The organism is Herbaspirillum sp. C7C8, assembly GCF_022627875.1.
Lineage (GTDB): Bacteria > Pseudomonadota > Gammaproteobacteria > Burkholderiales > Burkholderiaceae_D > Herbaspirillum.
Window position 1 is genome coordinate 365,347 of record NZ_JABXGG010000002.1, and the last position, 24,181, is coordinate 389,527.

20 protein-coding genes are annotated in these 24,181 nt (G+C 63.2%); 16 read left to right on the plus strand and 4 right to left on the minus strand.

The window, feature by feature from the left end; all coding sequences use genetic code 11:
* Positions 1-22: 22 nt before the first annotated feature.
* Positions 23-1,726, minus strand: coding sequence for a ShlB/FhaC/HecB family hemolysin secretion/activation protein (locus tag HWE01_RS03915; RefSeq protein ID WP_241821127.1), 1,704 nt, complete (start codon positions 1,724-1,726; stop codon positions 23-25).
* A gap of 229 nt (positions 1,727-1,955) precedes the next feature.
* Between HWE01_RS03915 and HWE01_RS03920 the strand changes: the two genes are divergently transcribed.
* The 4 genes from HWE01_RS03920 to HWE01_RS03935 all read left to right on the plus strand — a co-directional run bounded on the left by HWE01_RS03920 (position 1,956) and on the right by HWE01_RS03935 (position 6,649).
* Entirely contained in the window at positions 1,956-4,403 is a 2,448-nt protein-coding gene (locus tag HWE01_RS03920; protein ID WP_241821128.1) for a two-partner secretion domain-containing protein, read from the plus strand.
* The gene (locus HWE01_RS03925) at positions 4,372-5,337 is read left to right on the plus strand and encodes a hemagglutinin repeat-containing protein (protein ID WP_241821129.1); all 966 of its coding nucleotides are present in this window, start codon (positions 4,372-4,374) and stop codon (positions 5,335-5,337) included. Before HWE01_RS03920 ends, HWE01_RS03925 begins: the two co-directional genes overlap by 32 nt.
* Positions 5,327-5,608, plus strand: coding sequence for a YrhB domain-containing protein (locus HWE01_RS03930; protein WP_081486033.1), 282 nt, complete (start codon positions 5,327-5,329; stop codon positions 5,606-5,608). Before HWE01_RS03925 ends, HWE01_RS03930 begins: the two co-directional genes overlap by 11 nt.
* A 123-nt stretch (positions 5,609-5,731) precedes the next feature.
* Positions 5,732-6,649, plus strand: coding sequence for an SMP-30/gluconolactonase/LRE family protein (locus HWE01_RS03935; protein WP_008327513.1), 918 nt, complete (start codon positions 5,732-5,734; stop codon positions 6,647-6,649).
* A gap of 24 nt (positions 6,650-6,673) precedes the next feature.
* Here HWE01_RS03935 and HWE01_RS03940 read toward each other — a convergent pair whose 3' ends face one another.
* Positions 6,674-7,564, minus strand: coding sequence for a DMT family transporter (locus HWE01_RS03940; protein ID WP_008327514.1), 891 nt, complete (start codon positions 7,562-7,564; stop codon positions 6,674-6,676).
* Between the two features lie 170 nt (positions 7,565-7,734).
* On the opposite strand from HWE01_RS03940, the gene HWE01_RS03945 reads away from it, so the two are divergent.
* Both HWE01_RS03945 and HWE01_RS03950 read left to right on the plus strand, forming a co-directional pair.
* The gene (locus tag HWE01_RS03945; RefSeq protein ID WP_034350538.1) at positions 7,735-8,547 is read left to right on the plus strand and encodes an AraC family transcriptional regulator; all 813 of its coding nucleotides are present in this window, start codon (positions 7,735-7,737) and stop codon (positions 8,545-8,547) included.
* A 158-nt stretch (positions 8,548-8,705) separates the two neighbouring features.
* A complete protein-coding gene (locus HWE01_RS03950; RefSeq protein ID WP_175343198.1) occupies positions 8,706-10,346 on the plus strand; it encodes a methyl-accepting chemotaxis protein in 1,641 nt (546 codons plus the stop codon).
* A gap of 93 nt (positions 10,347-10,439) precedes the next feature.
* Here the strand turns inward: HWE01_RS03950 and HWE01_RS03955 are convergent, their stop codons facing one another.
* On the minus strand, positions 10,440-11,741 hold the full coding sequence (locus HWE01_RS03955) for a D-amino acid dehydrogenase (protein WP_241821130.1): 1,302 nt from the start codon (positions 11,739-11,741) through the stop codon (positions 10,440-10,442).
* 151 nt (positions 11,742-11,892) lie between these two features.
* Here HWE01_RS03955 and HWE01_RS03960 point away from each other — a divergent pair, with 151 nt between their 5' ends.
* From HWE01_RS03960 to HWE01_RS03970, 3 genes are all read left to right on the plus strand, one after another.
* The gene (locus HWE01_RS03960) at positions 11,893-12,381 is read left to right on the plus strand and encodes an Lrp/AsnC ligand binding domain-containing protein (protein WP_034350541.1); all 489 of its coding nucleotides are present in this window, start codon (positions 11,893-11,895) and stop codon (positions 12,379-12,381) included.
* A gap of 236 nt (positions 12,382-12,617) precedes the next feature.
* On the plus strand, positions 12,618-14,945 hold the full coding sequence (locus tag HWE01_RS03965; RefSeq protein ID WP_241821131.1) for an FdhF/YdeP family oxidoreductase: 2,328 nt from the start codon (positions 12,618-12,620) through the stop codon (positions 14,943-14,945).
* Positions 14,946-14,956: 11 nt separating this feature from the next.
* Entirely contained in the window at positions 14,957-15,241 is a 285-nt protein-coding gene (locus HWE01_RS03970) for a helix-turn-helix domain-containing protein (RefSeq protein WP_008327525.1), read from the plus strand.
* A 38-nt stretch (positions 15,242-15,279) separates the two neighbouring features.
* Here the strand turns inward: HWE01_RS03970 and HWE01_RS03975 are convergent, their stop codons facing one another.
* A complete protein-coding gene (locus tag HWE01_RS03975) occupies positions 15,280-16,722 on the minus strand; it encodes an aminotransferase-like domain-containing protein (protein ID WP_008327526.1) in 1,443 nt (480 codons plus the stop codon).
* 58 nt (positions 16,723-16,780) lie between these two features.
* On the opposite strand from HWE01_RS03975, the gene HWE01_RS03980 reads away from it, so the two are divergent.
* The 7 genes from HWE01_RS03980 to paeA all read left to right on the plus strand — a co-directional run bounded on the left by HWE01_RS03980 (position 16,781) and on the right by paeA (position 23,960).
* Entirely contained in the window at positions 16,781-17,452 is a 672-nt protein-coding gene (locus HWE01_RS03980; RefSeq protein WP_008327535.1) for a glutathione S-transferase family protein, read from the plus strand.
* Between the two features lie 209 nt (positions 17,453-17,661).
* The gene (locus HWE01_RS03985) at positions 17,662-18,330 is read left to right on the plus strand and encodes a PepSY-associated TM helix domain-containing protein (RefSeq protein ID WP_241821132.1); all 669 of its coding nucleotides are present in this window, start codon (positions 17,662-17,664) and stop codon (positions 18,328-18,330) included.
* Positions 18,331-18,404: 74 nt separating this feature from the next.
* The gene (locus tag HWE01_RS03990) at positions 18,405-18,950 is read left to right on the plus strand and encodes a DUF2271 domain-containing protein (RefSeq protein ID WP_008327538.1); all 546 of its coding nucleotides are present in this window, start codon (positions 18,405-18,407) and stop codon (positions 18,948-18,950) included.
* An 82-nt stretch (positions 18,951-19,032) separates the two neighbouring features.
* On the plus strand, positions 19,033-19,863 hold the full coding sequence (locus tag HWE01_RS03995; RefSeq protein WP_241821133.1) for a DUF4198 domain-containing protein: 831 nt from the start codon (positions 19,033-19,035) through the stop codon (positions 19,861-19,863).
* A gap of 74 nt (positions 19,864-19,937) precedes the next feature.
* Positions 19,938-20,945, plus strand: a complete 1,008-nt coding sequence (locus tag HWE01_RS04000; RefSeq protein ID WP_241821134.1) for an FAD:protein FMN transferase — start codon at positions 19,938-19,940, stop codon at positions 20,943-20,945.
* 5 nt (positions 20,946-20,950) lie between these two features.
* Positions 20,951-22,459 carry a sulfite reductase subunit alpha gene (locus HWE01_RS04005; RefSeq protein WP_241821135.1) on the plus strand — a complete coding sequence of 503 codons (1,509 nt, stop codon included), beginning with the start codon at positions 20,951-20,953 and terminating at the stop codon, positions 22,457-22,459.
* A gap of 133 nt (positions 22,460-22,592) precedes the next feature.
* Positions 22,593-23,960 carry a polyamine export protein PaeA gene (paeA, locus tag HWE01_RS04010; RefSeq protein WP_192811557.1) on the plus strand — a complete coding sequence of 456 codons (1,368 nt, stop codon included), beginning with the start codon at positions 22,593-22,595 and terminating at the stop codon, positions 23,958-23,960.
* Positions 23,961-24,181 lie beyond the last annotated feature (221 nt).

The following is a 24,181-nucleotide window of genomic DNA, read 5'->3' on the forward strand; positions in this document are numbered from 1 at the left end:
TCTTGTCGGCAGAGAACTCGCCTCAGAATGTCCATTGCAGGTTGACGCCTCCCGTCACGGCGGCGGTCTGGAAACCTTGCGGCTTGGATAGCGGCGTGCCCACGAACATCTCATAGCTCAGCCTGGTTACGCTGCCGCGCAAGCCCAGTGCGGCGCCCGTCAAGCGCTGGCCGGTGAGGAACTGGGCCATCGGGCCTGCTACCGCGCCGGTATCGACGGCGGCAAACACTTCCTGCCCGCTCTCTCCCATTTCCAGCGCCAGCTCATCGCGCAGGAACCAGCCGCGTTCGGCCTGCAGGGTCAGCTCGCCGTCGAAACCACGGACCGTGTAACGTCCGCCGATGGAGAACTGATCCTGCGGCGGCAATCGGCCACGGTTCCACTGCGCGCGCAGCGTCCCGTCGTAGCGCAGCCTTGCACCGCCCAGCCGGAACGGCGCATTGAGCGAGGCATCCAGCAGCCACAGACCATAGCGGGTACCGATCTGCGGCAGGTCGAAGGAGGAGGCCGGTTCGGCCCCTTGCGTATCGAGCGAACGGCGATAGGCCAGAGTGGCGTCGGCAATCACATCGCCCAGGAACTGCCGGTGATTCAGGCCCGCCTCCCAGGCCGTGGTGCGGCGTTGCTGGGCGCCTATCTCGAGGTCATCGACGGCGTTGTAGGCCTTGCGCAGCAAGGCTTTGCCAAAGATCACGCTCTTGCTGCCGGCATCGCGGGAGAGCAGGCGTGACAGCTTGAACTCGGTGGTTTCGGCGCGCCCGCTGTAGACGAAATTCTCGAAGGCACCGGCGACCGTCTGGTGATAGCGGTTGCCCGACATGGTGAGGGCGGCCATCCAGTTGCCCCAGGGCAGGGAGTAATGCAGCGTGTAGGCCTGGCTGCCGTGATCGCCATCGTGATGCAGGCTGCGGCTCACGCTCGCGTAGAAGAGGTCATTGAGGGTCCACCAATTGTCATAGGACAAAGTAATCCCGGCCAGGTATTTGCCGGTGGCCTTGCTGCCGCCATCATCGAGCGATGCCGTGAGACGGAAGGGGAAGGACTGCCGGTAATGGATCACCAGGTCACTATCACCTGCCTGGGCGCCCTCATCCTCGGAGGGCGTGATCTTGATATCGGCCTGGACGGTAGGCAGACGCTTGAAGTTTTCCAGTCCCTGCTCGATATCGCGCAGGTTGAGGATATCGCCAGGACTGACCGGCAGGGCATTGAAGGCGGTCCCGCGCGCGTCGGCATCGGCCGCAAAGCGGATGTGGCGCACACGGCCCGGGACCACGCTCAACACCAGCCGTCCCGTGGACAAGTCCTGCGGACGCGCCAGCACGCGGGTGGTGGTGTAGCCGCGCGCGACGATGGCGCTCTCCACGCGAGCCAGCACCAGGTTGACCCCTTGCGAACCGAGGCAGCGGCCAGTCGCACCCTGCGGCCCGGTCACGCTGTCGAGCGCAAAGCGGAAGCGGTCGGCCTCCTCACCCTCCAAGGTAATCAAGGTGATCCTCCGGCACGGTTGCTCGTGCTCGGGAAATTCCTGTGCCATCACGTCGTCGGCGGGCACGCCCAGCTTCACGTCGGGACGCGGCTCTTGTTGCTGGCGCAAAGCGCGTTCTCGCTGGCGTTGCAACTGCTCCTGGTTGACGGCGGTTTGCGCGACGGCAAGTGGAATGACCAGGTTCAGACCGAGGATCAGCGCAAGGTGGCAAGAGGGAGAGCGAAAAATTGAAAACATGTAAAGACGTCCCTGAGCCGCACCGGACAAGGATTCAAAAGGAATTGAGATGCCAGAAAAACAAGTGTTGGATTTTGCCGACAGGAAAACTTCCCGCGTGATGAAAAATCACCCTTCCTCGTTAACCTAAATTAACATCCAGCCCCTGGCAAGCAAAACATTTCCAACCGGCAACGAAAAACAACAAAGCGCTGACCGGTCACAACAACAACAGCTCCAGGGGTGTTCCATGAATCGTCAGCGTTACCGGCTGGTTTTCAACCGGCCTCGTGGCCAGTGGATGGCCGTTGCAGAAATCGCCTCCGGCCTGCGGCCGCACGGTGGCAGCGCGTGTGGTGGTACGGCCACGGCGGGCCTGTTGTCGTCGGTCCTGCGCTTCTCGCTGCTGGCCGTATCGGTGGCGCTGACCATGAACACGGTGGCCCATGCGCAGATCCTCGGCGACCGCAACGCCCCGCGCAACCAGCAGCCCACCGTGCTGGTCACGCCCAATGGCGTGCCGGTGGTCAACATCCAGACGCCCAGTACGGCCGGGGTGTCGCTCAACAGTTATCGGCAGTTCGATGTCGGCGCCCGTGGCGCCATCCTCAACAATGCCCGCAGCACCACGGCCACGCAGCTGGGGGGCTATGTGGCTGGCAACCCGTGGCTGGCCACGGGAGCTGCGCGGGTGATCGTCAACCAGGTCAACTCGGCCAACCCCAGCTACCTGCGCGGTTACCTGGAGGTGGCGGGGGCGCGGGCCCAGGTGGTGGTGGCCAATGCGGCCGGCATCAGCTGCGCGGGCTGTGGTTTTCTCAATGCCAGCCGCGCCACCCTCACTACGGGCGTACCGCAGATAGTCAGCGGCCAGCTGGAGAGTTATCGGGTGGCGCGCGGTGCGGTCCGCATCGAGGGCAATGGCATGGATGGCAGCCGCACCGACTACGCCGAGATCATCGCGCGCGCAGTGCAGGTCAACGCGGGCATCTGGGCCCCGGAACTCAAGGTCAGTACGGGCCTGAACACGGTGAGTGCGGATCACACCAGCGTGGTCCCTGGCGTAGCCGCCACCGAGGCCGCACCGGCGGTGGCCATCGATGTGGCGCAACTGGGCGGCATGTACGCGGGCCACATCTACCTGAGCGCCACCGAACATGGGGTGGGTGTGCGCAATGCGGGCGCCATCGGCGCATCGGTAGGGCAGGCCGTGGTGACGGCCGACGGTCGCCTGGAAAACAGCGGCAGCCTCACCGCCAAGGGTTTGCTGACCGTGCAGACGAACGACGGCATCAGCAATACCGGCGAGCTGGGCAGCCAGAGCGCGGCCCGCCTGGCCACCAGCGCGCTGGACAATCGCGGCAGCATCGTCAGTGCCGGTGCCTTGAATGTGCAGGCCAGCGGGGCGCTGCAAAACACTGGCAGCATCGGTGGTGAAGGCAAGGTGCAGATGAGCGCGGCCAGCATCGACAACCGCAGCAGCATCGGCAGCAGTACCGACCTGGCGCTGCAGGCGTCGGCGGACATGCGCAACAGCGGACAGGTGAAGGCGGCGCAGTCGGTCGATCTCAAGGTCGGTAGTCTCGACAACAGCGGCGGCCTGATCCGCTCGGATGCCACCGTCCACGTGCAGGCCGCAGTGCTGCGCAACGATGACACCCTGGCCAAAGACCAGGGCATGGAAGGCGCCACCGTCAGCGTCGCCGCCGCCGAGATCAGCAACCGTCAGGGCGCCATGCGGGGCGATGCCATCACGCTGGTGGCCGACAGCCGCATCGACAACCAGGGCGGCCTGATTTCCGCCACCCGCAGCGCCACCCTGAGCGATGCCAACCCGAGCGGCCGTGCGCTGGTCATCGACAACGACAAGGGCACCGTCATCGCCGGACAGCAGACCAGCGTGTTGGCCTATTCCTTCACGGGGGACGGCAGGTTCCTGAGCCAGAAGGACCTGCGCATCGATCTGGTGGGATCGATTCTTCATACCGGCCAGATAGGGGCCAGTGGCGACCTCGACCTGCGCACGACGGGCCGGTTTGCCAATGCCGGTGCCGTCGGGGCGGGCGGCACGCTCATGCTGACGGCAGCCACCATCGACAATCGCGCCAGCGGCTCGCTGGTGGGCAATAGCGTGCGGCTCAAGGCCACGGACATCCACACCTTCATCAACCGTGGCGTGATCGATGGCGTCAACACCGTCATCGAGAGCAGTACCGTCAACAACCTCGGCACGGGGCGCATCTATGGCGACAACGTCGCCGTCGGTGCCGATGTATTGAACAACCAGGCCGAGACCGTCGACGGCGTGACCAGCGCTCCGGTGATTGCGGCGCGCAAGCGGCTCGACATCGGTGCGGGCGTCATCAACAACAGCGAGCACGCGCTGATTTACTCGGTGGGTGACATGGTCATCGGCGGGGCGCTGGATACCGACAAGAAGGCCAGCGGCAGCGCGCGCGAACTCAACAACAGCAGCGCCACCATCAACGCGGAGGGTACAAGGCAAGGAGATCAGCGTCACGGCAGGCCGCGATATCAACGCTCAGGCAGCCTACGTCAACGCCGAAGGCTCGTTGTCCGCCACGGCGGCCAACAACATCAACATCGGCACCGATGTGAGCACGGCCAGCGCGCGAGACCAGCACAAGAAGAGCGACAGCGGCGGCATGCTGGCCTCGCGCACGGTTACCACGGATGACAGCAGCAGCCAGGCCATCAATCAGGGGACAACCTTCTCGGGCAATACGGTGGCGGTGCGGGCGGGCAATGACATCAACGTCAAAGGTAGCAATGTTGTTTCCACCGAAGGCACTGGCCTTGCCGCAGGCAACGACATCAACATCGTGGCTGCCGTTGATAACAATACGCAAAGCAATTTCCGTCAGGAGAGAACCAGCGGCGTGATGGGATCAGGCTTCGGCGTGACCATAGGCACCCGAGAGCAAAGCCATGACGGAAAGACACAAGACCAGACGGCTTCTGCGTCTACCGTGGGTAGCACGGATGGGAACGTCAGCGTTGTGGCGGGCAATCGCTATGCGCAAGTCGGCAGCGATGTGCTGGCGCCGAAGGGGGATGTGGATATCGCGGCCAAGTCGGTCGAGATCCGTGCGGCAGAGCAAGCCAGCAAGAGCACCACGGAAGACAAGTATAAGCAAAGTGGCCTGACGGTGGCGGTGACCAGCCCGGTGATCTCGGCTATCCAGACGGTAGACCAGATGGCGGAAGCGGCGAGCAAGACCAAGGATGGTCGCGTAAAGGCATTGGCTGCGGCGACAGCAGGCATGTCGGCCTACAGCGCCGTGGGAGAGATGCAGAAGGGCGCTACCGAGGGTTCAGCCAACATCGGCATCAGCGCTACGATTGGCAGCAGCCAGAACAGCAACCGCACGGAACAGAATACGGTGACGCAGCGGGGTTCTGCTCTTGCTTCGGGTGGCAACATGAGCATCCGTGCTACAGGCGATGGCACCAACAGCAACATCACCATTGCGGGCAGCGACATCAACGCCAAGGGCGATCTGGCATTGAGGGCGGACAACGATATCAATCTCATCGCTGCGCAGAACTCGGACGAACAGCATAGTAACCGGTCGTCCTCGTCCTGGGGTGTGGGTATCCATGAATATTGATTTTGCAATGGCTAAAAAAATGGCGCTTGATCATCTTGAGCGTCTTTCCCAAGAACCTGGCGGGGTCCCATATGCAATATTTGAATCTCTTGTTCGAGAAGAAGATGATGGTTGGTATTTTCCATACCAGTCTACGAAGTATATGGTGACAGGAAATTTTGGAGATTCACTTGTAGGTAACTGGCCAATATTTGTAAGTCGGAGGGGGGATTATGTTGGATCCCGTCGGCCGGGAATGCCGCTTTTAAGAAGTGAACGCCCCTTTGCGTAACCCTTATGAACCGTTGACCTTGACGTGAGCTGTGACCTGCCCCTGATTTTTCGGACCGCCAAGAATTGGAAAAGCCCGCGACCCAACGCCGCTAAAGTGCTACCAACATCAATAGGAGAACACATGCCCCTGCCCGAAACTCCCTTCCAGCATCTCGACGCACGCTTTCGCCGCATGGTCATCGACACCGCTCAGGTCGATTGCCTCTACCGGGGTTGCCGCTGGGCCGAAGGTCCGGTGTGGTTGCCCGCTACCCAGGAACTGATCTGGAGCGACATTCCCAACAACCGCCTGATGCGCTGGTCCGAAGGTGCCGGGGCGGGCGTATTTCGTCAGCCCTCCCACTTCAACAACGGCAATACGCTGGATCGCGAGGGTCGCATCGTCGCTTGCCTGCATGGCGACCGCGCGGTGGTGCGTACCGAGCATGACGGCAGCATCACGACGCTGGCCTCGCACTGGCAGGGCAAGCGCCTCAACTCGCCCAATGACGTGGTGGTCAAGTCCGATGGTTCGATCTGGTTCACCGATCCGGACTACGGCATCAACAGCGATTACGAGGGCTACCAGGCCCAGAGCGAGATCGGCGCCTGCAACGTCTATCGCATCGATGGATCGAGCGGCGAGATCAGTCTGGTTTCCGGCGACCTGGAGCGTCCCAATGGCCTGGCCTTCTCCACCGATGAAAGCCGGCTCTACATCGCCGACACCGGTCTGACTCACCGTGCGGGCGGGCCACATCACATCCGTGTGTTCGATGTGGTCGATGGCACCACGCTCAAGGGCGGGGAGGTGTTTGCCACCATCGATCCGGGCCTGGCCGACGGTTTCCGGCTGGATGCGCAGGGTAACATCTGGACCTCGGCCGGCGATGGCGTGCATTGCTATGCGCCGGATGGCACCTTGCTGGGCAAGATCCTGATTCCGGAAGTGGTGTCCAATGTGGTCTTCGGCGGAGCGCGCGGCAATCGCCTCTTCATCACCGCCACCACGTCGCTCTACGCGGTGTACCTGGCGGTCAACGGGGCCGTGCGGCCCTGAGCGGCCGCAGCCGCGCCGTCTGCATCACTGGCCCGGTGTGCGCACCGGGCGCGTCTTTTTCATGGTCACGCCCAGTCCGGCGACGATGGCCACGGCACCGGTCATCATCGACACCGACAGCGTCTCGCCCAGGATCCACGCCGAGGCCAGTACGCCAAACAGGGGCGAGAGCGCATTCAACATCAGCGCCTTCACGCCCAGGCGCGCTACCACCCAGTTGAACAGGGCGACACTGACGATGCTCACCAACACGCCGTGATAAGCGCTCTGCAGCAGCAGTGCCGACGTCGGCTTGCTGAAGGTCTGCGTGCCCAGCCACGGCAGCGCCAGCAGCACGCAGAGCAGTGACAGCACTTGCGTGAGCGCCACCGCATCCAGCGGCGCAATCTTCCAGGCGCGATTGAGCATCAGGTAACTCGACCACATCAGCGCCGAGAGCACGAACAGCAGATCGCCCCGCCACGCGCCATCCGGAACCAGTGCGCCGCTGGCGAGGATGCCATTGAGCGCCACCAGTACCAGCCCCGCCAGCAGCAGCGCCACACCCCACAGAGAGATGCGTTCGCGCTGCCCCAGAGCGAAGCGGCTGATCGCCATGCCGAACAAGGGTGTCAAGGCCGGATGGATCAGCGCGCCGTGCGAAGCCGGTGCGTAGTTCACGCCCGCCACCAGCACCAGGCTGAACAAGGGACCTGACAGCAGGAACAACACCAGCCCGCGTCCCCAGCCAACACCGCAGGCATGCCAGAGCCCGCGCCGCCATGCGAAGGGCAGGATCAGCAGGCCGCTGGTGAGAAAGCGCATCAAGGTCGCATCCAGGGGCGTGAGCCCTTGCTGGAAACCATAGCGCGAGATCACGGGCTGCACACCCCAGATCAGCGCGACCAGGATGCCGGAGAGGAGCGGAGCAGGCATGGCGAAATCGTTGAATGAAAACCGTACAGTAGGGTAGGTCGGGTTGACTGACTTTCGTACTTGGGTCAAGAATGTTTGAATTTCCGCCAAACTGCGAGGGGAGCTTCGTGATGGCGGTGTTTCAATGATCGGGCGCTCATCTTCGAATGTACGCCAAGCGAGACCAGACCATGCGCAAGCCTTCTCCCTCCCGTTCCCCGCTGCCCATCGACCGCGTGGATCGTATCGCGCGCCCCGTGGTGGCGGCCGGGGCCGATTATGCGCGCGGTTCGCTGCAGGCCTGGCACAGCCATCGCCGGGCACAGTTGCTGTTCGGACTGGGTGGATTGATGCAGGTGGTGACGCAGGATGGTGCCTGGGTGGTGCCGCCGCAGCACGCGGTGTGGATTCCTTCCGGGCGCGAGCACCAGAGCCGCATGCTCTTGCCGGTGACTACCTGCAGCGCCTTTGTCGAGCCCGAACATGCGCCCCGCGCCGCGCAGACCTGCCAGGTGCTGGAAGTGCACCCGCTGCTGCGCGAGCTGCTGATCGAAGCCACCCGCATCGATCCGCACTACGCACCCCATAGCCGCGAAGAAACCCTGATGCACCTGCTGCTCAAGGAGATCGGCCGGGCCCGCGAGATTCCAATGCACGTGCCGCTGCCGCAGGAGGAGAAGTTGGGGGCGCTGTGCCGGGATTTCATGCGGGCGCCGTCGATTCGCTCGCGTCCGGCCGAGTGGGCGGCGCAACTGCACATGAGCGAGCGCAGCTTCACCCGCAAATTCCTGGCGCAGACCGGCATGGGCTTCCAGCAATGGCGGCTGCGCGCCTGCATCGTCAACGCGATCTCGCGGCTGGCGCTGGGGCATTCGGTGACGGCCATTGCCTATGACCTGGGCTATGAACAGCCGGCGACCTTTTCGACCATGTTCAGGCGCATGACGGGGCAGGTCCCCTCCGCCCACGTGGCGGCCCTGGCGGCGCATGGTGGCAGCCCGTAAGCCGCTTGTTAGGTAAATTCCTTCATATTCTGGCTCACTCTGGTGTAAATTAGACCGACATCGTACAACCTGCCGGACCACCGGTGTGACGATGGCATTCGCGCAGGGGCTGCGGATCAAACAACAACGATAGTTCGCCTTACTCGGGAGGATTCACCATGTCATTTCTGCAATCGCTGCGCGTGTCTGCGCGGCTGGCCTTGCTGTCCGCTTTATTCCTGGTCGCCATGCTGTTCATGGTGAGCTGGAGCATCCTCAGTCTGCGCAGCATCAGCGCCCAGGAGCGCCAGATGTACAAGGAGCAGGTGGCGCCGATGCAGACGCTCAATACCGCCGCTCTGGCTATGGCGATCCACTTCCGGCGCGGTTATTCCTACCTCTATCCGAATGTGGGAGACCCCAATTCCCGCGCCGGTACGCGGGCTTTCAATCAAAAGGCGGAAGCACAGATCCAGGCTGCCTTTGATTATCTGCAGCGGGCTGAAAAGACTCCCGAACTGGAGCCGCTGGTGGCGACCCTGAACCAGGCCTGGCCGGTATATCGTCAGTCGTTCCAGACCTTGATGGAAAAGGCGGACCAGGGCGATACCGCAGGCGCGCTGGCCGAGTTGCAGAAGAATACCGATCCGGCGCACGTCAAGCTGCGCGACGTCTTCCTGAAGATCGTCAAGATCTATGACCAGGCGGTGCAGGACCACATCGATCGTTCGGCTGCAAGCGTCGAACGCACAGCCTGGTATCTGGTGGCCTTGCTGGGCGCGATGGTGGTGCTGGGGCTGGCCTTCGCGGCGCTGATCCAGCGCTCGATCACGCGCCAGCTGGGCGGCGAGCCGCGTTATGCGATGGAAGTGGCGCAGACCATCGCGCAGGGCGATCTGGCCAGTGCGGTGCGCTTGCGTGAGGGGGACCGTCACAGCCTGCTGGCTGCCATGGAAGGCATGCGCTTGCGTCTGTCGCATCTGGTGCAGGAGGTCTATAAAAGCTGCCACGCCATCGATACCGGCGCCTCCGAGATCGCCGACGGCAATCTGAATCTGAGCCAGCGCACCGAAGAACAGGCTTCCAATCTGGAGGAAACGGCGGCGTCCATGGAGCAACTGACCGGCTCGGTCAGGCATAACGCACAGACTGTGGGTCAGGCCGTGCAGCGTGCCGATGCGGTGAGCCATGCCGCCAGCCAGGGCGGCGAAGCGGTGGCGGGCGTGGTGGCGCTGATGGGCGACATCGCCTCCAGTTCGGCGCGCATCAAGGAGATCATCACGGTGATCGATGGCATTGCCTTCCAGACCAATATTCTGGCGCTCAATGCGGCGGTGGAAGCGGCGCGCGCCGGCGAGCAGGGGCGCGGATTTGCCGTGGTGGCGTCGGAGGTGCGCACGCTGGCCCATCGCTCAGCCCAGGCTGCGCGCGAAATCAAGATCCTCATCGAGGAGAGCGTGAGCAAGGTGGACAGCGGTTATGCCAAGGTGCAGGAGGCATCGGAGGCCATCGGAGGTGTGGTGACGCAGGTGCGTCAGGTGGCGGCGCTGGTCGGCGAGATTGGTGTGTCCACTCAGGAGCAGACCCAGGGCATTTCCCAGGTCGGCACCGCCGTGGAGCAACTCGACGATGTGACCCAGCAGAACGCGGCATTGGTGGAGCAATCCGCCGCCGCAGCGGAAAGCCTGAGCGCTCAGGCCAGCAAATTGGTTACGCTGATGCAGTCCTTCAGACTGCCCGGTGAGACGGGCGCGGCAGCACCCGTGATTTCGGCAGCACCCGTGATTTCGGCTGCACCGGCTGCGCTGTCGCTGACCTGACCGCACGCATAAAAAAGGCCGGAGCAATTCACTCCGGCCAACCATTCTGCGAGGGATGCAGAAGAGACTATCGAGGATGGACCCGTTCGCTCATCAGGCGCCTGCCAGGCGCGGTGTCTGCACGTGGCCGCCCGAGGACAGGTAGCGCGCTACCGACAGGTCTTCATGGGCGATGGCGGGGCGGCGGCCCGAGATCAGGTCGGCCAGCAACTGGCCCGAGCCGCAGGACATGGTCCAGCCCAGCGTGCCGTGGCCGGTGTTGATGTACAGGTTCGACACTGGCGTGGCACCGACCACCGGCGTGCCGTCCGGCGTCATCGGGCGCAGCCCGGTCCAGAAGCTGGCTTGACTGGTATCACCGGCACCGGGGAAGAGGTCGTTGACCACCAGTTCCAGCGTGGCGCGTCGCTTGGCCTTGAGGGCCGTGTCATAGCCGACGATCTCGGCCATGCCGCCCACGCGGATGCGGTCGTCGAAACGGGTAACGGCGATCTTGTAGGTCTCATCAAGAATGGTCGAGACCGGAGCGGCCGAGGCATCGGTGATCGGTACGGTGATCGAGTAACCCTTGAGCGGATACACCGGAATGGCAGGCAGCCCCGGCACCTCGCGCAACATCTGCGGCGAGTAGGAACCGAGGGCCACCACGTAGCTGTCGGCTTGTACCAGTTCCTTGCCGCAGACCACGCCGGCGATCTTGCCACCGGCCATGGTGAGGGCGTCGATGGAGACGCCATAGCGGAACTTCACGCCCAGTTGCTCGGCCATCTGCGCCAGGCGCGTGGTGAAGAGTTGGCAGTCGCCGGTTTCATCGTTGGGCAGGCGCAGGCCGCCGGTGAGCTTGCCGCGGACTTTTTCCAGTGCCGGTTCGGCGCCGCCCAGTTGCCCGGGCGTCAGCAGTTCGAAGGGGACACCGGCTTCCTGCAGCACGGCGATGTCCTTGGCGGCGCCATCGAGTTGCTCCTGCGAGCGGAACAGTTGCAGCGTGCCTTGCTGGCGGCCTTCATAGGGGATGCCGACGTCGGCGCGCAGGTCGCGCAGGCAGTCGCGACTGTATTCGGCCAGGCGCACCATGCGTTCCTTGTTGACGGCGTAGCTGTCGGCATTGCAGTTGCGCAGCATCTGCCACATCCAGCGCAGTTGATTGAGGGTGCCGTCCGGGCGGATGGCCAGCGGGGCGTGTTCCTGGAACATCCACTTGATGGCCTTGAGCGGAATGCCGGGTGCAGCCCACGGTGAAGCGTAGCCGGGGGAAATCTGGCCGGCATTGCCGAAGGAGGTCTCCAGCGCGGGGCCGGGCTGGCGGTCCAGCACGGTCACGTCGTGGCCGGCCCTGGCCAGATACCAGGCGCTGGTGACCCCGATGACACCGCTTCCAAGAATGACGACGCGCATGCTGAACTCCCCGTGTTGATGATGCCGCTGCAATAGGCTGCTGGATTAGAAGATTCAGCTATCATATGGGTGAATAAGCAGTGTTTGTTCGCGTATTTATGGCTGATTTCATGAACGATTCATGAAAATGGCGCTGAAACGGGAAAATTTCATGAGAACTCAGCAACAGTCCGTCCGCACCCTCGACAAACTCGATCATCGCATCCTGGCGGTGCTGCAAAAGGATGGCCGCATCTCCATGAAGGAACTGGGCGAGCAGGTCGGCCTGTCGGTCACGCCCTGCATCGAACGGGTCAGGCGCATGGAGCGCGATGGCGTCATCAGCGGCTATTACGCGCGCGTCAATCCGGAGTCATTGGGGGCGACCTTGCTGGTGTTCGTGGAAATCACGCTCAACCACAAGTCCGGCAACATGTTCGAACAGTTCCGCCGTGAGGTGCTGCGCATTCCCGAGGTGCAGGAGTGTCACCTGGTCTCGGGCGACTTCGACTACCTCATCAAGGCGCGCATCCGCGGCATGGCCGAATACCGCAAGCTGCTCGGCGACATCCTGCTGCAACTGCCCGGGGCGGCGCAGTCCAAGAGCTATGTGGTGATGGAAGAGATCAAGGAAACCCTGGCGCTGCCGCTGGATGATTGAGCCCGGCAGACGCCTGTACAGATTGGCGTACGGATAACAGTACAGTGGCCGGACAGTTCCGGTACGCAAAGCAGACACCAGCATCAGTCACTACAGTACAGATAGCTGCCATGTCCTTGCGTACGCGGCTTGACAGGCACTGTGCTTGAATCCGTCGTGTCTTCCTGTGCATTCCGGTTGGGACGTGTGTGACCTAGACTTCACCTACACTGGACTCCACTCCGACCCGAGACATCATGCCTTCCAAACCAAGAATCGAGCAATACAATCAACCCGCAGGCGGCTGGGGCGCACTGAAATACGTGGCGCTGAACCTGGTCAAGGAACACGTGGCCGACGGCAAGGGATTGCGTACCCTGTTGTCGCAGAACCAGCCTGACGGCTTTGATTGTCCCGGTTGCGCATGGCCGGACCGCGAACACACCTCCACCTTCGAATTCTGCGAAAACGGCGTCAAGGCCGTGGCCGCTGAAGCCACCAAGAAGCGTGTCACCCCCGAGTTCTTCGAGCAGCACACCGTGACCGAATTGATGCAGCAATCGGATTACGAGCTGGAAGAACACGGCCGCCTGACCCATCCCATGGTGTACGACGCCGCCACCGACAAGTACAAGAAGATCGACTGGTCCGCCGCCTTCGAACTGATGGCCAAACACCTGAACGCCTTGCCCGATCCGGACATGGCTGACTTCTATGTCTCCGGCCGTGCCAGCAACGAAGCGGCCTTCCTGTTCCAGCTGTTCGTGCGCCAGTACGGCACCAACAATTTCCCCGACTGCTCCAACATGTGCCACGAGCCCACCAGCGTGGGCCTGCCGGGAACGGTCGGCATCGGCAAGGGCACGGTGCTGCTGGAAGACTTCGATCATTGCGACACGCTGCTGCTGTTCGGCCAGAACCCGGCCACCAATCACCCGCGCATGATGGGCGAGCTGCGTCATGCTTCCAAGCGCGGTGCCACCATCGTGGCCATCAACCCCTTGAAGGAACGCGGCCTGGAACGCTTTGCCGATCCGCAGAGCAAGGTCGAGATGCTGACCATGGGCAGCACCCGCATCAGTTCCATGTTCATCCACCCCACGCTGGGGGGCGATCTGGCGCTGATCAAGGGCGTCATCAAGCGCACCATCGAACTGGATGACGCGGCCAAGGTGGCCGGTACCGAGCGCGTCATCGACGTGAAGTTCATCGAGGAACACACGGCCGGCTTCGAGGAATTCGCCGCCCAGGCGCGCGCCGAAAGCTGGGACGACATCGTCGCCGAGTCCGGCGTCTCGCGCGAGGACATCGAGAAACTGGCCCAGGTCTACGTCAAGGGCAAGGCCGTGATCGCCACCTGGGGCATGGGCCTGACCCAGCACAAGTACGCGGTGGCTACCATCCAGCTGCTGTCGAACATGATGATGCTGCGCGGGAACATCGGTCGTCAGGGCGCCGGGCTGTGCCCGGTGCGCGGCCACTCCAACGTGCAGGGTGACCGCACGGTCGGCATCGACGAGAAGCCGACCCCGGCCTTCCTGGATCGTCTGGAACAGGTGTTCGGTTTCAAGGCCCCGCGCCATCACGGCAATGACACCGTGGGTTCGGTCATGGCCATGCTGGAAGGGCGCACCAAGGTCTTCATCGGTCTGGGTGGCAATTTCGCCATGGCTACGCCCGACACCCCGCGCACCTTCGAGGCCATGCGCTCCTGCAACCTGACGGTGCACATCACCACCAAGCTCAACCGCAGCCACCTGGTGCATGGCAAGGATGCGCTGATCCTGCCGACCATGGGCCGCACCGAGATCGACGTGCAGAAGTCCGGTCCGCAGGGCGTGACGGTGGAAGATTCGATGAGCATGGTGCACGTCTCCTACGGCATCAACAAGCCGGCTTCCGAACACCTGATGTCGGAGACGGCCATCGTGGCGCACCTGGCCGAAGCCACCATGAAGTCTCGCAACAATGGTCCGAAGATCGACTGGCTGTGGTACGCCGAGGATTATTCGCGCATCCGCGATGCCATCGAGAAGGTGTATGACGCCTTCAAGGGCTACAACGAGCGCATCGCCAATCCGGGCGGCTTCCACCTGGGCGTGGCCTCGCGCGACCGCGTCTGGAAGACCGGCAGCGGCAAGGCCAACTTCATCGTCCATGAGATCCCCAAGGACACGCCCATTCATCGCGCCCGCGCGATCCATGGCGAGAAGCTCTTGACCCTGATGACCACTCGTTCGCACGACCAGTACAACACCACCATCTATGGCATGGACGACCGTTATCGCGGCGTGTTTGGCCAGCGCCGCGTGGTCTTCATCAACCCGGCGGACCTGCAGATGCTGGGTTTGAAGGATGGTGAATGGGTCGACATCACCAGCGTCTGGGATGACGGCGTGGAGCGCCGCGCCGATGGTTTCCTGCTGGTGGAATATGACATTCCGCGCGGTTGTATCGGCAGTTACTATCCCGAGACCAACCCGCTGGTGCCGCTGGAAAGCTTTGCCGACAAGGCGCGTACGCCTACTTCCAAGTCCATTCCGGTGCTGTTGTCGCGTTCGGCGGTACAGCGTTCGGCGGCGTGATGGAGGCGGACATGAGCATCATCGAGATGTCCGCCCCGCAGGATGCGGATTTGCAGGCCCGCGCGCAGCAGATGGGCGTGCCACCCGAAGTGCTGCTGATCGTCGAAACCCTGCAGGCCGATGCCGAAGAGAAAGAGGGCGGGGCGCTGTCGCTGGCGCGCTTGTCCAAGCGCACGCAATTGCGCATGAGTACCTTGCGGCGGTTTCTCTCGGCGCTGGAAGAGGCTGGTGTGGTGAAGGTCGAGATGAATGAGGATGGGACCGGCAGCGTGAGCTTGCTGGTGTCGCCTCAGTAAATGCGGTTTGCGGTGCACCGATCAGGCGCGCCGCACACTCACCCCGCCAGTTCTTCCACCAGTTTCCCCACCAGCTTCAAGGCCTGCTCGGTTTCCTTCGACCAGGCATAGCTGTAATTCAAGCGAATGAAGTGACTGTACCGGTTGGTCGCCGCAAAGATGCGCCCCGGTGCCACCGTGATCCCCAGCGCCAGGCTGCGGCGATACAACTCCATCGCATCGACCCGATGCGGCAATTCCACCCACAACACATACCCGCCTTGCGGCTCGGACACCTGCGTGCCCGCCGGGAAGAAGCGCAGCACGAAATGCCGCATCATGTCGCGCTGCTGGGCGAAGGCGCGGCGTACGCGTCGCAGGTGGCGCTCATAGCCGCCCTGCGTCAGGTATTCGGCAATCGCGCGCTGCGGCGCCGTCGGGGTGGCCAGCGTGTTGAGAAACTTGAGTTTCTCGACCTGCGCCCGATAGCGTCCCGGCATGGCCCAGCCGATGCGATGCGCTGAGGTCAGGCTCTTGGAGAAGGACGAGCAGTGCAGCACCAGCCCTTCGCGGTCGTAGTTCTTCAGCGAAGAAGGATGGGCATTGCCGTAATACAGTTCGCTGTAGACGGCGTTTTCGATCAGCGGCATCTGGTGCTGTTCGGCCAGGCGCACCAGTCTTTCCTTTTCGCTGTCCGGCATCTGGAAGCCCAGCGGATTCTGGAAGTTGGGCATCACCATGCAGGCCGCCACCGGTTGCGTCTTCATTCGTTCTTCCAGCACCCCCACGTCGATGCCGCGTTGCGGATCGGTCGGGATCTCCAGTGCCCGCATGCCCAGGCGTTCGATGGCGTGCAGCATGGCGTAGAAGGTCGGCGTCTCCACCGCAATCGTGTCGCCGGGACGGGCCACGGCTTGCAGGCAGAGATTGATGGCCTCGGTGGCGCCGACGGTGACGACGATTTCCTCGGGATCGACCTTGAGTCCGTTTTCCAGATAGCGGCGGGCGATCTGGCGCAGCAGGTCGGGATGTCCCGGCGGCAGGTCGTCGAACACGCTGGACTGGCTGGCGTGACGCGCGATGCGGCCGGCATATTGCGCCAGCCGGTGCGAAGGAAACAGCGCCGGATTGGGATAGGGTGAGCCCAGCGGCACGGTGCCATCCTGCTGGATGGTCTTGAGCGTAGCCAGCACCAGGCGGCTGACGTCGACTTCGGTGGATTCCTGCCAGGCCGGGTGATCGGCCTGCGAGGGCGGCCTGATGACCGGGCGGGGAACGGCCTCGGCCTGCTCGCGCACGAAATAGCCGGACTGCGGCTGGCTCTCGATGATGCCGCGGCTTTCCAGCAGTTCGTAGGCGCGCACCACGGTAGTGACGCTGACCTTGTGCTGCTGGCTGGCGATGCGTACCGAAGCGATGCGCTCGCCCGGGCGCAGCACGCCGTCGCGGATGGAGGCCGCGAGCTGGTCGGCAAATTGTTTGTAAAGAGGCGTGACGGCCATGGGGCGGGTTTCTTGATGGTGTTAGAGTTGTCGCCTCGCATTTTACAAGGACCGCGCCATGATCACCGTGCATCACCTGAACAACTCCCGCTCCCAGCGCGTGCTGTGGCTGCTCGAAGAGCTGGGCCTGGACTACGAGATCAAGTTCTACCAGCGCGACCCCAAGACCATGCTGGCCCCGCCGGAACTGCTGAAGGTGCATCCGCTGGGCAAATCCCCGGTCATCACCGATGGCGATCTGACCATTGCCGAATCGGGCAACATCGTCGAGTACCTGCTGGAGCGCTATGGTGCCGACAGCGGCCTGCTGCCCGCAGCCGGTACCCCCGAGCGCCTGCGCTACCGCTACTGGCTGCACTTCGCCGAGGGCTCGGCCATGCCCTGGCTGCTGCTGGGGTTGATCTTCAGCAAGATGCCCAAGGCCGTGCCGGCCCTGATCCGTCCGATTGCCAACATGCTCTCCACCGGCATGCGCAGCCGCCTGGTGGCGCCGCAGATCGAGCGCCAGATGCGCTACATGGAAGCCGAACTGGGCAAGGATGGCTGGTTCGCCGGCCAGACCCTGAGCGGCGCGGACATCCAGATGAGTTTCGTGGTGGAAGGCATGCGGGCGCGCGGCGGGCTGGATGGGCGCTCTCCCAACCTGCTCAAGTTCCTTGAAGCCATCCACGCGCGGCCGGCCTATCAGCGTGCGTTGGAGAAGGGCGGACCGTACGAGCTGCTGCGCTGAATCACGCCTCGCATTGCAGTCCTGACGGCATCTCCTTCCACTGCGGTGGGGCGGGATGCCGTTTTTGTATCTTCATGTATCGCAAAGTAAAAGTGCTTGCTATGGCTGGCGATGCAAGGATGAGTCCAGATATAATTGAGAATTATTATTATTTGGTGCGGGGCTGCCCATCCTCGTGCCGTTCTCTTTCCCAACCTCGCTGCCGTCTCATGAAGCCCGCTGCCGCCCATTCGCTCCCCGTCGTCGCCGACCAGAAACGTCGCGCCTTCTGGCTCAAGCAGCTGCACCAGTGGCACTGGATCAGTTCCGGTATCTGCCTGGTGGCCATGCTGGTCTTCGCGGCCACCGGGCTGACGCTGAACCACGCCGCCCAGATCGAGGCCAAGCCCCAGGTCACCCATCGCAAGGCCACGCTGCCCGCGCCCCTGTTGGCATCGCTGCGTCAACAGGCTGAAGCGGCCGATGCCAACGGCGGCAGCAAGTCGCCACTGCCTGCGGCCCTGCGTGACTGGACCGAGCGCGAGCTGGCGGTGAGCGTCGATCATCACGACGCCGAATGGTCGGCCGACGAGCTCTACGTGGCCCTGCCGCGACCGGGCGGCGATGCCTGGCTGCGGGTGGGGCTGGAGGATGGTCAGGTCGAATACGAAAAGACCGACCGCGGCTGGATCTCCTACTTCAACGATCTGCACAAGGGCCGCAATACCGGCGTGGCCTGGAGCTGGTTCATCGATGTGTTTGCGGTGGCCTGCCTGGTGTTCTGCATCACCGGCCTGTTCCTGCTGCAGATGCACGCCGGCAAGCGCCCGGCGACCTGGCCGCTGGTGGCGCTGGGGCTGGTGGCGCCCTTGCTGCTGGCGCTGCTCTTCATTCACTGAATTCGTCGTTTCCCTCAGCCAGACAAGCTCTTGCGGCTTGCAGCCAATCATTCTGTCTTCTTTAGCGAGGTCCCATGAAGCGTAGCAAGTCCGCCCTGTTGAAACCGACTGCCCTGGCCCTGGCCATGGCGGCGCTGTTTGCCGCTGCCGCCCCGGCCGGTGCAGCGGAGATGACTCTCCGGATCGATATCCCGACCCTGAACGTGGCCGAGTATCACCGTCCCTACCTGGCCGCCTGGATCGAGCGTGCCGACCAGAGCGTGGCCGCCAACCTGGCGGTCTGGTACGACATGAAGAAAAAGGACAAGGAAGGCGAAAAGTGGTTGAAGGACATGCGCCAGTGGTGGCGTCGCAGCGGGCGCGAGCAGCAGATGCCCATCGATGGCGTCAGCGGTGCCACCCGCGCCCCGGGTGAACAGAAACTCAATTTCGGCTCCGGCAAGGGACCGATCGCCAACCTCGCTCCCGGCGACTACGTGCTCATGGTCGAAGCCGCGCGTGAAGTCGGTGGCCGCGAACTGGTGAAGCTGCCGTTCCAGTGGCCGCCCAAGTCGACCCAGAGCGCCAAGGCTCAGGGCAGCAGCGAATTGGGGGCCGTGACGCTGGACCTGAAGCCCTGATCCCGTCCACCCGCTTTGATTTCCTCACCAGATCAACCAGAACAATCAGATCAACCAGCTCAATCAGAACAAGGAAGCTGCCATGTCGTTATCCCTCCCGCATTTCGCTGCTCGCTCCATGAAGATCGCCGCCTTGGCCCTGGCCATGAGCCTGCCACTGTCGGCCCATGCCCACCGCCAGTGGCTGCTGCCCTCGGCCACCGTTCTCTCGGGCAATCAAGCCTGGGTCACGGTCGATGCCGCCGTCTCCAATGACCTGTTCTATTTCGAACACTTCCCCTTGCGCCTGGATGGGCTGGTGGTGACCGGTCCCGATGGCAAGCCGGTGCAAGCCGTCAATGCCTCTACCGGCAAGTACCGCAGCACCTTCGATGTGCAACTGAGCCAGCCGGGTACCTACAAGATCGCCGTGGTCAACCATGGCGTCTTCGCCAGCTACAAGGTGGATGGTCAGCAGAAGCGCTGGCGCGGTACTGCCGAGACCCTGGCCAAGGAAATCCCGGCCAATGCCACCGACCTGAAGGTGACCCAGATGAACAGTCGCGTGGAAACCTTCGTCACGGCCGGCAAGCCGAGCCAGGCCGCGCTGGCCACCACCGGCGTGGGCCTGGAGCTGCAACCGCTGACCCATCCCACCGACCTGGTCGCCGGCGACACCGCTAGCTTCCAGCTGCTGCTCGACGGCAAGCCGGCGTCGGATGTGGACGTGGAGCTGGTGCCCGGCGGCATCCGCTACCGCGACAAGCTGCAGGACACCAAGCTCAAGACCGATGCCCAGGGCAAGTTCAGCGTGAAGTGGACAGGTCCCGGCATGTACTGGATGGAAGCCAGCGTCTCCGACCAGAAGACCTCGCTGCCGCAGGCGACCCAGCGTCGCGCGACCTATATCGCAACCTTCGAAGTGCTGCCCTGATCGCGCCTGACTGCATTTGATTGACCCCGATGGCGCCTGTATTGCAGGCGCCGTTTTCATTGCCGAAGATGACGATGTCCCACCGCGTCCTGATCCCCGTCGACCTGCAAGCCCCGTCCATCCTGCCGCCCGATGTGGCGCTCCGGCGCCTGTCCGGGCAGACCATGGGGACCACCTGGAGCGTGCAGGCGCTGGCCCCGCGCAGCGTCACGCCGCAGACCATTGCCGCAGCCATCGAGGCGCAGTTGCAGCGGGTCATCGACGAGATGAGCACCTGGGAGCCCGATTCCCTCATCAGCCGCTTCAACCACGCCCCGGCAGGCAGCTGGCACGCGCTGCCGCAAGCCTTCTTCACGGTGCTGGATGCCGCGCTCACCATGGCCGTGGACAGCGATGGCGCCTTCGATCCGACCATCGGTCCGCTGGTGGATTTATGGGGTTTCGGCGCCGGCAGCGTTGCGCGGGAGGCCCTGTGCCTGCCGCAACCGGCGCTGCTGGAGCGCACCCGCCAGCGTTGCGGCTGGCAGCGCATCCTGCTCGACCGGGCGCAGCGCCAGGTGCAGCAGGCGGGCGGAGTGCATCTGGATTTCTCCGGCATTGCCAAGGGGTATGCAGTGGACCTGGTGGCGCAGGCGCTGCGCGACTGCGCTTGCGTGAGCTGGCTGGCCGAGGTAGGCGGGGAACTGGTGGGGGAAGGGGTCAAGGCCGATGGCCAGCCCTGGTGGGTGGCGCTGGAACGCCCGCCGCAGGATGATCATCCCGGCATGGTGGTGGCCCTGCACGGCCTGGCCATCGCCACCTCGGGTGACTATCGTCGCTATATCGACCGCGACGGCCAGCGCCTTGCCCATACCATCGATCCCCGTACCGGTACACCGGTGCGCACTGCACTGGCCTCTGTTACGGTACTGCACCGGCAATGTATGGTGGCCGATGCGCTGGCGACGGTGCTCACTGTACTGGGCGAAGAAGCCGGACTGTCCTTTGCCCGTGAACGCGGCATTGCCGCCCTGTTCATCAGCCGCCAGGCCAATGGCTTCCGCGAAAGTCTGACCCCGGCGCTGGCCGCCATGCTGGCGTGAGCGGCATGATGCAGACCCGTTACCTGATGGCCGCGCTGGTGGCGCTGACTTACCTGGTGTTCTGCGTGATGACCTTCATCGTCCATCGCCGTGCGCAGCAGCGTCGACAAGCAGAGTGGGGAAGTGTACAGGCCACTGGCCCGCAGACCGTACTGGTCGTTTTTGCCAGCCAGACCGGTACAGCTGAGCGACTGGCCTGGCAGACCGCGCAAAGTTTGCGCGCAGGTGGCCTGGTGGTGTGCGTGCTTCCTGCCGGACAGTTGACCGATGCCCATCTGCAAGCCACGCGCCTGGCCCTGTTCGTGGCCAGCACCACAGGCGAGGGTGACGCCCCCGATGATGCCTCCGCACTGGCCCGGCAACTGGGCAGCAGCGACAGCGCCGCTTTGCCGGACCTGCGTTTCGGCGTGCTGGCCCTGGGCGACCGCAGCTATCAGCAATACTGCGCGTTCGGCCATGCGCTGCACGCCTGGCTGTGCCGCCGCCACGCACAGCCGCTATTCGATGCCATCGAGGTCGACAACGGCGACGAAGGTGCGCTGCGTCACTGGCAGCATCAACTGGGTGTCTTGAGCGGCCACAGCGATGAAGCCGACTGGAGCGCGCCCGCTTATGGCCGCTGGCGTCTGGCCGGGCGGCGCGTGCTCAATCCGGACAGCCAGGGGGATCCGGTGTTTCACCTGAGCCTGACGCCGCTCGACTTGCCCTCGCCAGAGTGGCAGGCAGGCGATATCGCCGAGATCGGCCCGCAGAACAGCGGGGCTGCCGTGGATGCCTTCCTGCATGCGATCGGGCGCCAGGGCGAGTCCCTGCGTGCTGCGCTGGCCACTCGGCTGCTGCCGCACGAGGCCGACCAGCTCGCCGCATTGCGCAGCTTGCCCGATGAAGAATTGCTGGCAGCCTTGCCGGCGCTGCCGCATCGTGCCTACTCGATTGCCTCGCTGCCCGCCGATGGCGCGCTGGAATTGATGGTGCGCCTGATGCACCTGCCCGATGGCCGCCCCGGCCTGGGCTCCGGCTGGCTGGGGCTGCATGCGCGGCCGGGTCAGGAGATCGCCCTGCGCGTGCGCAGCAACGGCAGTTTCCACGGCCCCGGCGATGATCGCCCCTTGATCCTGATCGGCAACGGGACCGGCCTGGCCGGCTTGCGTGCGCATCTGCGCCAGCGCGTGGCAGCCGGACAGCGGCGCAACTGGCTGCTGTTCGGCGAGCGTTCGCGCCAGCATGACTTCTTCCATCAGCAGGAACTGCTGGACTGGCAGGCCCAGGGCTGGTTGCAGCGGCTGGACCTGGCGTTCTCGCGTGACCAGCCCGAGCGTATCTACGTGCAGGACAAGGTGCGCGAGGCCGCCGACGCATTGCGGCAGTGGGTGCAGGAGGGCGCCAGTCTCTACGTCTGCGGCAGCCTGCAGGGCATGGCCGGCGGCGTGGCGCTGGCCTTGCAGGAGATCCTCGGTGAACCTGCCCTGCAGACACTGGCCGAGCAGGGCCGTTATCGGCGCGACGTGTATTGAGGCGGGGAGCGGGCACCTGGCAGGCATGCACAAGGCTTCATCTGATCCGTGTTTGGCGTGAAATTTGCTTTTTCTCCCCGTTGCGCGAGAGAATGTCACGTCAAATCAATGAGATAAGAACAACATGAACAACATGAGCATATTCACCAGTCTGCTGCTGATCCTGCTCCTGGTCGTGGTCAGCGCCTTTTTGTCCTGCGCCGAGATCTCCATCGCCGCCTCGCGCAAGATCCGTCTCGAAATGATGTCCAAGGAAGGCGTACAGAACGCCGACCGCGTCTTGTCCTTGCAGGCCCAGCCGGGCAATTTCTTCACGGTAGTGCAAATCGGCCTGAATGCCGTGGCCATTCTGGGCGGGGTGGTGGGTGAGCCCGCACTCACGCCGCACATGCGTGAGCTGATCAGCACCTTCTATACTGGCCCGCTGCTGGAAAATGCCAGCTTCGCCATGTCCTTCCTGGTGGTGACGGCCTTCTTCATCCTCTTTGCCGACCTCATGCCCAAGCGCCTGGCCATGGTCGCGCCCGAGCGCGCGGCGGTGGCGCTGGTCAAGCCCATGCTGCTGCTGGAGACAATCTTCAAGCCCCTGGTGTGGTTCTTCAACAGTCTGTCGAAGTGGATCTTCACGCTGTTCGGACTGCCGCAGGTGCGCCAGGAAGTGATCACGCCCAACGAGATCCACGCCATGGTCGATGCCGGCGCCCAGGCCGGTGTGCTGCTCACGCAGGAGCATCACCTCATCGAGAACGTGTTCGAACTGGAAAGCCGCTACGTGCCCTCGGCCATGACGCCGCGTGACAGCATCGTCTATTTCCTGCTGACCGACAGCGAAGACATGATCCGCCAGAAGATCATCGACCATCCGCATTCGCGCTTCCTGGTCTGCGATGGGCATATCGATGCGGTGCTGGGCTATATCGACAGCAAGGATGTGTTGAAGCGCCTCTTGAAGGGCGAACAGTTTTCCCTGACTGACAAGGGGCTGGTACATACGCCCTTGTCCATTCCCGACTCGCTGAACCTGTGGGAAGTGCTGGAACGCATGAAGGCCATGGATGAAGACCTGGCCATCGTGGTCAATGAATATGCACTGGTGGTGGGCATCATCAGCATCACCGACGTGACGGGCGTACTCATGGGTAATCTCCTGGCCATCACCGAGGAAGAGCAGCAGATCGTGCGACGCGATGAAAACTCCTGGCTCATGGATGGTCTCACGCCCTTGAATGATGTGATGAACGAGCTGGACATCGACGAATATCCCAATCCGGTGGGTTATGAAACCCTCGCGGGTTTCATCATGTACATGCTGCGCAAGATCCCCAAGAAGACCGATTTCGTGCTCTTTTCCGATTTCAAGTTCGAGGTGGTGGACATCGAGGGCAATCGCATCAACCAGTTGCTGGTGACGCGCTTCAAGCAGGACAAGGCGGAAAAATCGGACAAGTCGGACAAATCGGACAAATCCGATCAACACCGGCAAGCGAGCAAAACCGAATAGCAGCCCGCCACAAATTCATTTCAATTTTTCAGAATTTTCCTATGCCCAAAGGCCGTGTAAATCTGGATACTCCCGTCCAGTCGCTTGCTTGAAAGACTGGTACTCGGGGAAAGCAGGCGGCTGTGATACCTGTAGCAATCTGTAGCAAAACGTAGCAGAGGTAGTCGTGGGCTGGCCCGCATCCGCAAGGATGCGGGCTTTTTTGTCTGGACGCGGCGTGA

What these genes read in the sequence shown, in the direction of transcription:
- HWE01_RS04000 (WP_241821134.1), top strand. Translation starts at nt 19,938, where the DNA reads ATGTCCCACCGCGTCCTGATCCCCGTCGACCTGCAAGCCCCGTCCATC.
- HWE01_RS03945 (WP_034350538.1), top strand. Translation starts at nt 7,735, where the DNA reads ATGCGCAAGCCTTCTCCCTCCCGTTCCCCGCTGCCCATCGACCGCGTG.
- HWE01_RS03920 (WP_241821128.1), top strand. Translation starts at nt 1,956, where the DNA reads ATGAATCGTCAGCGTTACCGGCTGGTTTTCAACCGGCCTCGTGGCCAG.
- HWE01_RS03940 (WP_008327514.1), bottom strand. Translation starts at nt 7,564, where the DNA reads ATGCCTGCTCCGCTCCTCTCCGGCATCCTGGTCGCGCTGATCTGGGGT.
- HWE01_RS03975 (WP_008327526.1), bottom strand. Translation starts at nt 16,722, where the DNA reads ATGGCCGTCACGCCTCTTTACAAACAATTTGCCGACCAGCTCGCGGCC.
- HWE01_RS03970 (WP_008327525.1), top strand. Translation starts at nt 14,957, where the DNA reads ATGAGCATCATCGAGATGTCCGCCCCGCAGGATGCGGATTTGCAGGCC.
- HWE01_RS03960 (WP_034350541.1), top strand. Translation starts at nt 11,893, where the DNA reads ATGAGAACTCAGCAACAGTCCGTCCGCACCCTCGACAAACTCGATCAT.
- HWE01_RS03995 (WP_241821133.1), top strand. Translation starts at nt 19,033, where the DNA reads ATGTCGTTATCCCTCCCGCATTTCGCTGCTCGCTCCATGAAGATCGCC.
- paeA (WP_192811557.1), top strand. Translation starts at nt 22,593, where the DNA reads ATGAGCATATTCACCAGTCTGCTGCTGATCCTGCTCCTGGTCGTGGTC.
- HWE01_RS03980 (WP_008327535.1), top strand. Translation starts at nt 16,781, where the DNA reads ATGATCACCGTGCATCACCTGAACAACTCCCGCTCCCAGCGCGTGCTG.
- HWE01_RS03985 (WP_241821132.1), top strand. Translation starts at nt 17,662, where the DNA reads ATGAAGCCCGCTGCCGCCCATTCGCTCCCCGTCGTCGCCGACCAGAAA.
- HWE01_RS04005 (WP_241821135.1), top strand. Translation starts at nt 20,951, where the DNA reads ATGATGCAGACCCGTTACCTGATGGCCGCGCTGGTGGCGCTGACTTAC.
- HWE01_RS03930 (WP_081486033.1), top strand. Translation starts at nt 5,327, where the DNA reads ATGAATATTGATTTTGCAATGGCTAAAAAAATGGCGCTTGATCATCTT.
- HWE01_RS03915 (WP_241821127.1), bottom strand. Translation starts at nt 1,726, where the DNA reads ATGTTTTCAATTTTTCGCTCTCCCTCTTGCCACCTTGCGCTGATCCTC.
- HWE01_RS03935 (WP_008327513.1), top strand. Translation starts at nt 5,732, where the DNA reads ATGCCCCTGCCCGAAACTCCCTTCCAGCATCTCGACGCACGCTTTCGC.
- HWE01_RS03990 (WP_008327538.1), top strand. Translation starts at nt 18,405, where the DNA reads ATGAAGCGTAGCAAGTCCGCCCTGTTGAAACCGACTGCCCTGGCCCTG.
- HWE01_RS03950 (WP_175343198.1), top strand. Translation starts at nt 8,706, where the DNA reads ATGTCATTTCTGCAATCGCTGCGCGTGTCTGCGCGGCTGGCCTTGCTG.
- HWE01_RS03955 (WP_241821130.1), bottom strand. Translation starts at nt 11,741, where the DNA reads ATGCGCGTCGTCATTCTTGGAAGCGGTGTCATCGGGGTCACCAGCGCC.
- HWE01_RS03965 (WP_241821131.1), top strand. Translation starts at nt 12,618, where the DNA reads ATGCCTTCCAAACCAAGAATCGAGCAATACAATCAACCCGCAGGCGGC.
- HWE01_RS03925 (WP_241821129.1), top strand. Translation starts at nt 4,372, where the DNA reads ATGCTGGCCTCGCGCACGGTTACCACGGATGACAGCAGCAGCCAGGCC.